This is a genomic window from Pseudomonas sp. P20, assembly GCF_016463925.1.
Taxonomy (GTDB): Bacteria; Pseudomonadota; Gammaproteobacteria; order Pseudomonadales; family Pseudomonadaceae; genus Pseudomonas; species Pseudomonas aeruginosa.
In genome coordinates, this window is the sequence record NZ_JAEMVM010000013.1 from 285,394 (window position 1) to 293,669 (window position 8,276).

At 65.1% G+C, this 8,276-nt stretch carries 6 protein-coding genes; 4 read left to right on the forward strand and 2 right to left on the reverse strand.

What is annotated here, in order from left to right:
* Window positions 1-203 precede the first annotated feature (203 nt).
* Window positions 204-1,754: a BCCT family transporter gene (locus tag JHD77_RS19060; protein WP_031628448.1), complete on the reverse strand. Its 1,551-nt coding sequence runs from the start codon at window positions 1,752-1,754 to the stop codon at window positions 204-206.
* A 332-nt stretch (window positions 1,755-2,086) separates the two neighbouring features.
* On the opposite strand from JHD77_RS19060, the gene betI reads away from it, so the two are divergent.
* From betI to betA, 3 genes are all read left to right on the forward strand, one after another.
* The gene (gene betI, locus JHD77_RS19065) at window positions 2,087-2,680 is read left to right on the forward strand and encodes a transcriptional regulator BetI (RefSeq protein ID WP_003096684.1); all 594 of its coding nucleotides are present in this window, start codon (window positions 2,087-2,089) and stop codon (window positions 2,678-2,680) included.
* A gap of 60 nt (window positions 2,681-2,740) precedes the next feature.
* On the forward strand, window positions 2,741-4,213 hold the full coding sequence (betB, locus tag JHD77_RS19070; RefSeq protein ID WP_023088821.1) for a betaine-aldehyde dehydrogenase: 1,473 nt from the start codon (window positions 2,741-2,743) through the stop codon (window positions 4,211-4,213).
* Window positions 4,214-4,348: 135 nt separating this feature from the next.
* Window positions 4,349-6,034 carry a choline dehydrogenase gene (gene betA, locus JHD77_RS19075; RefSeq protein ID WP_003104848.1) on the forward strand — a complete coding sequence of 562 codons (1,686 nt, stop codon included), beginning with the start codon at window positions 4,349-4,351 and terminating at the stop codon, window positions 6,032-6,034.
* Window positions 6,035-6,079: 45 nt separating this feature from the next.
* Here betA and JHD77_RS19080 read toward each other — a convergent pair whose 3' ends face one another.
* Window positions 6,080-6,484, reverse strand: a complete 405-nt coding sequence (locus JHD77_RS19080; protein ID WP_003096677.1) for an acyl-CoA thioesterase — start codon at window positions 6,482-6,484, stop codon at window positions 6,080-6,082.
* Between the two features lie 287 nt (window positions 6,485-6,771).
* On the opposite strand from JHD77_RS19080, the gene JHD77_RS19085 reads away from it, so the two are divergent.
* Window positions 6,772-8,088 (forward strand): MFS transporter, encoded by a 1,317-nt coding sequence (locus JHD77_RS19085; protein WP_003104851.1) that lies wholly within the window; start codon window positions 6,772-6,774, stop codon window positions 8,086-8,088.
* The last annotated feature ends 188 nt before the right edge of the window (window positions 8,089-8,276 follow it).

Sequence of the window (8,276 nt, forward strand, 5' to 3'; positions counted from 1 at the left end):
CTCGGGGCCGCTGCGAATGCCCGGCGCTGCCGGGCATTCGCGTTTACCCTCCGCGCTTTTTCCGCCTGCTCTTCCTGTCCCACACTCCCGCGCGCCGGTTCCTGCGGCATGCGCCGGGCGCCGGGTGGCAGAAAAGAAAGGCCCGGCGAAACGCCGGGCCAAGTACGCACCTGATTGGCGAGGGCGCCCTAGCGGCGCCGGGTTCAGGTCTGGGGCTGGGTTGGCGCCGGCACCGGCTGGTAGGTGCGGCGGTCGCCGACCTGGGCCTCGTAGTCGGCGCGCATGGCCTTGTGCAGGCCGAACATGAACAGGATCAGCACCGCCGAGAACGGCAGCCCGGCGAGCACCACGACGGTTTGCATCGCCGTGAAGTTGCCGGCGAACAGCAGGCCGATGGTGACTAGCGTGACGACGGCCGACCAGAGGATACGCAGCCAGTTCGGCGCGTCCTCGTCCAGCTCGCCGCCGCTGCGCGAGAGATTGGCCAGCATCACCGAGCCGGAATCCGCCGGGGTGAGGAACAGCACGAAGCCGACGAAGATCGACAGGCCGATGACGATCTTCGACAGCGGATAGTGTTCCAGCAGCAGGTAGATCGACATCGACGGTTGTTCCAGCGCGGCCTTGCCCAGGTCGGTCGCGCCGTGGTTCATCACCAGGTCCAGGGCGCTGTTGCCGAATACCGACAGCCAGGCCAGGGTGAAGCCCAGCGGGATCAGCAGCACCCCGCAGACCAGTTCGCGCACGCTGCGACCGCGGGAGATGCGGGCGATGAACATACCGACGAAGGGCGCCCAGGAAATCCACCAGGCCCAGTAGAACAGGGTCCACAGGCCCAGCCATTCCTCGCTCTTGCCGGCGCCGGCACCGGTGTAGACGTAGAGGTCGAAGGTCTTCAGCACCAGGCCGTCGAGATAGTCGCCGAGGTTCTGTACGAAGCCGTTGAGCAGTTCCAGGGTCGAACCGCAGACCAGCACGAACAGCAGCAGCGAGCTGAACAGCACGATATTCAGGTTGGACAGCCGGCGGATGCCTTTCTCGACACCGGAGACCGCCGCCAAGGTGGCGACCAGGCTCATCGCCAGGATCACCGCCAGCAGAGTGCCTTTGCTGTGCGGCATGCCGGTCAGGTACTCGAGACCGGACGACACCTGCAAGGCGCCGATGCCCAGGTTGGTCACCAGCCCGAGAAGGGTGACGAAGATGCCGAAGCAATCCACCGCGTGGCCCGCGGCGCCTTTCACCCAGCGCTCGCCGAGGATCGGATAGAGCGCCGAGCGCAACGCCAGCGGCTGGCTATGGCGGTAGGCGAAATAACCGACGGCGAGGCCGACCAGGGCATAGATCGCCCAACCGTGCAGGCCCCAGTGGAGGAAGGTCAGTTGCAGCGCCTGGCGCGCCGCCTGAGGGCTGCCGGGAACGCCTTCGGGTGGATGGTAGAGGTGGTCGATCGGCTCGGATGCGGCGAAGTAGAGCAGCGAGATGCCGATCCCGGAGGAGAACAGCATGCCGGCCCAGGCGCCGTAGCTGAAGTCCGGCTTTTCATGCTCCTCGCCGAGCTTGAGGGTGCCGAAGCGCGAGAAGGCCACCCAGGCGACGAAGAACAGGTAGGCGCCGATGGCCAGCATGTAGTACCAGCCGAAGCTGTGCGACAGCCACGCCTGGATGCGGCCGAGCAAGGCTCCGGCGCTGTCGGGATAGAGGATGAGGGCGGCGGTCAGAACCAGGATCAGTGCGGTCGAGCCGAAGAACACGATCGGATTCAGACGTACCTGCTCGTTTGTTTTTATTGGCGAAGCAGTACTCATTGGAGGATGACCCCATGGCAGTGAAAGCATGGCGGCTTATGGCCGCGGACTACAGACACAGCATTGCCACCCCACTTGAAGCCCGGATTCTGCGATCCTTGGCGGACTTCGGCGACGAGGTGATGAACGGCGCGGGCCAGGTTGCACGCAGGCTGGGAGCCGCTCATGGACGCCGAGCTTATTCTTAGTTGATTGAACGTTCAATAAAAACAAAATAGACTGGCCACCAATGACGTCGGTCGGTGCCCGCACGCACCCATCGACGAGAGGAGATAGCAATGCCCAAGGTCGGTATGCAGCCCATCCGCCGCTCGCAACTGATTCACGCCACCCTGGAGGCGGTCGATCAGGTCGGCATGGGAGACGCCAGCATCGCCCTGATAGCCCGCCTGGCGGGTGTTTCCAACGGCATCATCAGCCACTACTTCCAGGACAAGAACGGCTTGCTGGAAGCGACCATGCGGCACCTGCTCAGCGCCTTGAGCAAGGCCGTACGCGAACGCCGCGCGGCGCTCTACGACGACAGTCCGAGGGCGCACCTGCGAGCGATCGTCGAAGGCAACTTCGACGACAGCCAGGTCAATGGTCCGGCGATGAAGACCTGGCTGGCGTTCTGGGCGACCAGCATGCACCAGCCGGCACTGCGTCGATTGCAGCGGGTCAACGACCATCGCCTGTATTCGAACCTGTGCTACCAGTTCCGCCGCCAGCTCTCGGCGGACGACGCCCGCGCCGCGGCACGCGGCCTGGCGGCCCTGATCGACGGCCTGTGGTTGCGTGGCGCGCTGACCGGCGACGCCTTCGATACCGACGAGGCCCTGAACATCGCTTACGACTACCTCGACCAGCAGTTGGCAAAACAGTCGGGGTAGGGACGAAAACCCCCGCGGCGCCGCCTTGCGCCTGCGATACCGATAAGAGAGGACTGCAACATGGCCCGATTCGAAGAACAGAAGCTCTACATTGGCGGTCGCTACGTGGAGGCCAGCAGTGGCGCCACCTTCGAGACCATCAACCCGGCCAACGGCGAAGTGCTCGCCAAGGTCCAGCGGGCTTCCAGGGAAGACGTCGAGCGGGCCGTGCAGAGCGCCGTCGAGGGGCAAAAGGTGTGGGCGGCGATGACCGCCATGCAGCGCTCGCGCATTCTCCGTCGCGCCGTCGACATCCTCCGCGAGCGCAACGACGAACTGGCTGCCCTGGAAACCCTGGATACCGGCAAGCCGCTGGCGGAAACCCGCTCGGTGGACATCGTCACCGGCGCCGACGTGCTCGAGTACTACGCCGGCCTGGTCCCGGCCATCGAAGGCGAGCAGATTCCCCTGCGCGAAACCAGTTTCGTCTACACCCGCCGCGAGCCGCTGGGCGTGGTCGCCGGCATTGGCGCCTGGAACTACCCGGTGCAGATCGCCCTGTGGAAATCCGCCCCGGCCCTCGCTGCCGGCAACGCGATGATCTTCAAGCCCAGCGAAGTCACCCCGCTGACGGCCCTCAAGCTGGCCGAGATCTACACCGAGGCCGGCGTGCCGGACGGCGTGTTCAACGTGCTCACCGGCAGCGGACGCGAAGTCGGCCAGTGGCTGACCGAGCACCCGCTGATCGAGAAGATCTCCTTCACCGGTGGCACCTCCACCGGCAAGAAAGTCATGGCCAGCGCTTCCAGCTCGTCGCTGAAGGAAGTGACCATGGAGCTGGGCGGCAAGTCCCCGCTGATCATCTTCCCCGACGCAGACCTCGACCGCGCCGCCGACATCGCCGTCATGGCCAACTTCTTCAGCTCCGGCCAGGTCTGCACCAACGGCACCCGGGTGTTCATCCACCGTTCCCAGCAGGCCCGCTTCGAAGCCAAGATACTGGAGCGCGTGCAGCGCATCCGTCTCGGCGACCCGCAGGACGAGAACACCAACTTCGGCCCGCTGGTCAGCTTCCCGCACATGGAAAGCGTGCTCGGCTACATCGAGTCCGGCAAGGCGCAGAAGGCTCGCCTGCTGTGCGGCGGCGAGCGTGTGACCGATGGAGCGTTCGGCAATGGCGCCTACGTCGCGCCGACCGTGTTCACCGATTGCCGCGACGACATGACCATCGTCCGCGAGGAAATCTTCGGCCCGGTGATGAGCATCCTGGTCTATGACGACGAAGACGAGGCGATCCGCCGCGCCAACGATACCGAGTACGGCCTCGCCGCCGGCGTCGTGACCCAGGACCTGGCCCGCGCCCACCGCGCCATCCATCGCCTGGAAGCCGGCATCTGCTGGATCAATACCTGGGGCGAGTCGCCGGCGGAAATGCCGGTCGGCGGTTACAAGCAATCCGGTGTCGGTCGCGAGAACGGTCTCACCACCCTGGCTCATTACACTCGCATCAAGTCCGTGCAAGTGGAGCTGGGCGACTACGCCTCGGTGTTCTGAGCCTCGACGCAGCGCTCGAACCCCTAACCAGGCCGGTCCCAGGCAACGCTCCCTGACACCGGCCATTCCGAACTTCCAGACACCGGCGCGCCAGCGTCGCGGCCGGTGTCATGCCGAGAAAAGAGGAAGGCCTGCATGTCCCAGGAATTCGACTACATCATCATCGGAGCCGGCTCTGCCGGTAACGTACTCGCTACCCGCCTCACCGAAGATGCCGACGTCAGCGTCCTGCTGCTCGAAGCCGGCGGTCCCGACTACCGCTTCGACTTCCGCACCCAGATGCCGGCGGCCCTTGCCTTCCCGCTGCAGGGGCGGCGCTACAACTGGGCCTACGAGACCGACCCCGAGCCCTACATGAACAACCGCCGCATGGAGTGCGGTCGCGGCAAGGGCCTGGGCGGCTCCTCGCTGATCAACGGCATGTGCTACATCCGCGGCAACGCCCTGGACTTCGACGGCTGGGCCAAGGAGCCGGGCCTCGAGGACTGGAGCTACCTCGACTGCCTGCCGTACTTCCGCAAGGCGGAAACCCGGGACATCGGTCCCAACGACTACCATGGCGGCGACGGCCCGGTCAGCGTGACCACGCCGAAGGCCGGCAACAACCCACTGTTCCATGCGATGGTCGAGGCCGGCGTGCAGGCCGGCTACCCGCGAACCGATGACCTCAACGGCTACCAGCAGGAAGGTTTCGGCCCCATGGACCGGACCGTCACCCCGGAGGGCCGTCGCGCCGCCACCGGGCGCGGCTACTTGGACCAGGCCCGCGGCCGGCCCAACCTGACCATCGTCACCCACGCCCTGAGCGACCGCATCCTGTTCAGCGGCAAGCGCGCCATCGGCGTCTCCTACCTGGTGGGCAACGGCGACAACCCGGTCACCGCCCACGCCCGCCGCGAAGTATTGGTGTGCAGCGGCGCGATCGCCTCGCCGCAATTGCTGCAACGCTCCGGCGTCGGCCCGGCGGCCCTGCTGCGCGACCTGGACATCCCGGTGGTGCATGACCTGCCGGGCGTCGGCGCCAACCTGCAGGATCACCTGGAACTCTACCTGCAGTACGCCTGCAAGCAGCCGGTGTCGATCTACCCGGCGACCAAATGGTGGAACCAGCCTGCCATCGGTGCCCAGTGGCTGTTCCTCGGCAAGGGCCTCGGCGCCAGCAACCAGTTCGAGGCTGGCGGCTTCATCCGAACCCGCGAAGCGTTCGAATGGCCGAACATCCAGTTCCATTTCCTCCCGGTGGCGATCAACTACAACGGCAGCAAGGGCGTGCAGGAGCACGGCTTCCAGGCGCACATGGGCTCGATGCGCTCGCCGAGCCGCGGGCGCATCCACCTGAAGTCCAGGGACCCGCGCCAGCATCCGAGCATCCTGTTCAACTACATGTCCCACGAGCAGGACTGGCAGGAGTTCCGCGACGGCATCCGGCTGACCCGCGAGATCATGAACCAGCCGGCGCTGGACCCCTATCGGGGCCGCGAGTTGAGCCCTGGGGTGAGCGTGCAGTCGGACGCCGAACTCGACGAGTTCATCCGCAACCATGCTGAGACCGCTTTCCACCCATCCTGCTCGTGCAAGATGGGCAGCGACGACATGGCGGTGGTCGATGGCCAGGGACGGGTCCATGGCATGGAAGGACTGCGAGTGGTGGATGCGTCGATCATGCCGCTGATCATCACCGGCAACCTCAATGCCACCACCATCATGATGGCCGAGAAGATCGCCGACAGGATCCGCGGTCGCCAGCCGCTGCCGCGCAGCACGGCGAAGTACTACGTGGCCGGGGATGCGCCGGTACGCGGCAACCCCGTGCGGGCCTGAGGAACGCGCAAACAAGAACGCCGGCGATAGCCGGCGTTCCTGCGTCTAGCCCCGGCGTGGCGGGACCGGGCGGGTGCGCCCGCTGCCATCGATGGCGACGAACACGAACACCGCCTCGGTGACTTTGCGCCATTCGCTGGACAGCGGGTCGTCGCTCCACACCTCGACCAGCATGCGGATCGAGCTGCGGCCGACTTCCAGGGTCTGGGTATAGAAGGAAAGCTGGGCACCTACCGCGACCGGCACCATGAAGGCCATGCGGTCGATGGCGACGGTGGCGATACGGCCGCCGGCGATCTTGCTGGCCATGGCGGTTCCCGCCAGGTCCATCTGGGATACCAGCCAACCGCCGTAGATATCGCCGAAACCGTTGGTTTCGCGCGGCAGCGCGGTAATCTGCAAGGCCAGGTCTCCCTGGGGAATGGGGTCTTCTTGTTCAAGCTCGATCATAGGTAAGGGCCTCGTGCCCCCCGGATTTCTTGTTCAAGCGCGGTTTAGGGGAAAACTCTCCCAAAACGCCTGCCGGTGCAAGGTCTTGGGACAGCTTTCAGAGGCGCCCGGGCATTATATAGAGGAGTAGGGCAGCCGACGACCGCCCGGTTCTCTCTTCGACCGACTGTGTGGACATTCGTCGATTTGCTATGGTTTCGCTCCTGCGTCCCCGGGTCGCAGGTCGACACGCCTGCCGGTCGAACCCCGCTCATGCTTGCTGAACGAATAAAGAGAACAATCCCGACATGCCATCCGCGAATGCTCCCGAGGCGCCGGCCCAGCGTCCATTGACCCGCAGCGACTACAAGACCCTGTCCCTCTCCGCCCTGGGTGGAGCGCTGGAGTTCTACGACTTCATCATCTTCGTGTTCTTCGCCACCGTGGTCGGCAAGCTGTTCTTCCCGGCGGACATGCCGGAATGGCTGCGTCAGCTGCAAACCTTCGGCCTGTTCGCCGCCGGCTACCTGGCGCGGCCGCTGGGCGGCGTGATCATGGCCCACTTCGGCGACCTGCTCGGGCGCAAGCGCATGTTCACCCTGAGCATCTTCATGATGGCGGTGCCGACCCTGATCATGGGCCTGCTTCCGACCTACGCGCAGATCGGCATCTGGGCGCCCCTGGCGCTGCTCCTGCTGAGGGTGATCCAGGGCGCCGCGATTGGCGGGGAGGTGCCGGGGGCTTGGGTCTTCGTCGCCGAGCATGTACCGGCACGGCATGTCGGTTATGCCTGCGGGACGCTGACTTCCGGCCTGACGGCGGGCATCCTGCTGGGCTCGCTGGTGGCTACTGCGATCAATAGCTTCTATAGCGCGACAGAGGTGCAGGACTACGCCTGGCGGATTCCCTTCCTGCTCGGCGGGGTGTTCGGCCTGTTCTCGGTCTACCTGCGCCGCTGGCTGCACGAGACGCCGGTATTCGCCGAGCTGCAGCAGCGCAAGGCGCTGGCAGAGGAAGTGCCGTTGAAAGCGGTGGTCCGCGATCATCGTGGCGCCGTCCTGGTGTCGATGCTGCTGACCTGGGTGCTGTCGGCCGCGATCGTGGTGGTCATCCTGATGACCCCTACCGTGCTGCAGAGCGTATACGGCTTCGATGCCGCCACGGCGCTCAAGGCCAACAGCCTGGCGATCGTCTGCCTGACCCTTGGCTGCATCGTCGCCGGGCGCATGGCGGATCGTTACGGCGCGGGGCTGACTTTCGTTGCCGGTAGCGTGCTGCTGGCGCTGGTGTCCTGGAGCTTCTACGGCAACCTCAAGGCCCACCCGGACTGGCTCTTTCCTTTATATGCACTGACCGGCTTCTTCGTCGGCATCGTCGGCGCCGTTCCCTACGTGATGGTCAATGCGTTCCCACCGGTTGTGCGTTTCTCCGGCCTGTCCTTTTCCTACAACCTGGCCTACGCCATCTTCGGTGGGCTGACGCCGATGGCGGTGGCCCTGCTGCTCAAGCAGAGCCCGATGGGGCCGGCTTACTACGTGGTCACTCTGTGCTTGGTCGGCTTCCTCGTCGGGCTCTACCTGCTGGCGCAGAAAAAGCCGGCTGGCGAGGCGGTTTCGGTGGGCTGAAAGCGCTTCCGGCGGTTATTTGAATTATTTTTGAAATAATCGTTGACGCCAGTTTCTATCTCCCTATAATGCGCACCACTCCCGGCGACGACGAAGAGTAAATGCTTGAAAATCAAGGATTTACGGATTCTCTCCCAGGGGTGGTGAAGCGCTCCGGCAGGTTGTCCGCCGCAGCGGTTCGGTCCCGA

What these genes read in the sequence shown, in the direction of transcription:
- betI (WP_003096684.1), top strand. Translation starts at nt 2,087, where the DNA reads ATGCCCAAGGTCGGTATGCAGCCCATCCGCCGCTCGCAACTGATTCAC.
- betB (WP_023088821.1), top strand. Translation starts at nt 2,741, where the DNA reads ATGGCCCGATTCGAAGAACAGAAGCTCTACATTGGCGGTCGCTACGTG.
- betA (WP_003104848.1), top strand. Translation starts at nt 4,349, where the DNA reads ATGTCCCAGGAATTCGACTACATCATCATCGGAGCCGGCTCTGCCGGT.
- JHD77_RS19080 (WP_003096677.1), bottom strand. Translation starts at nt 6,484, where the DNA reads ATGATCGAGCTTGAACAAGAAGACCCCATTCCCCAGGGAGACCTGGCC.
- JHD77_RS19085 (WP_003104851.1), top strand. Translation starts at nt 6,772, where the DNA reads ATGCCATCCGCGAATGCTCCCGAGGCGCCGGCCCAGCGTCCATTGACC.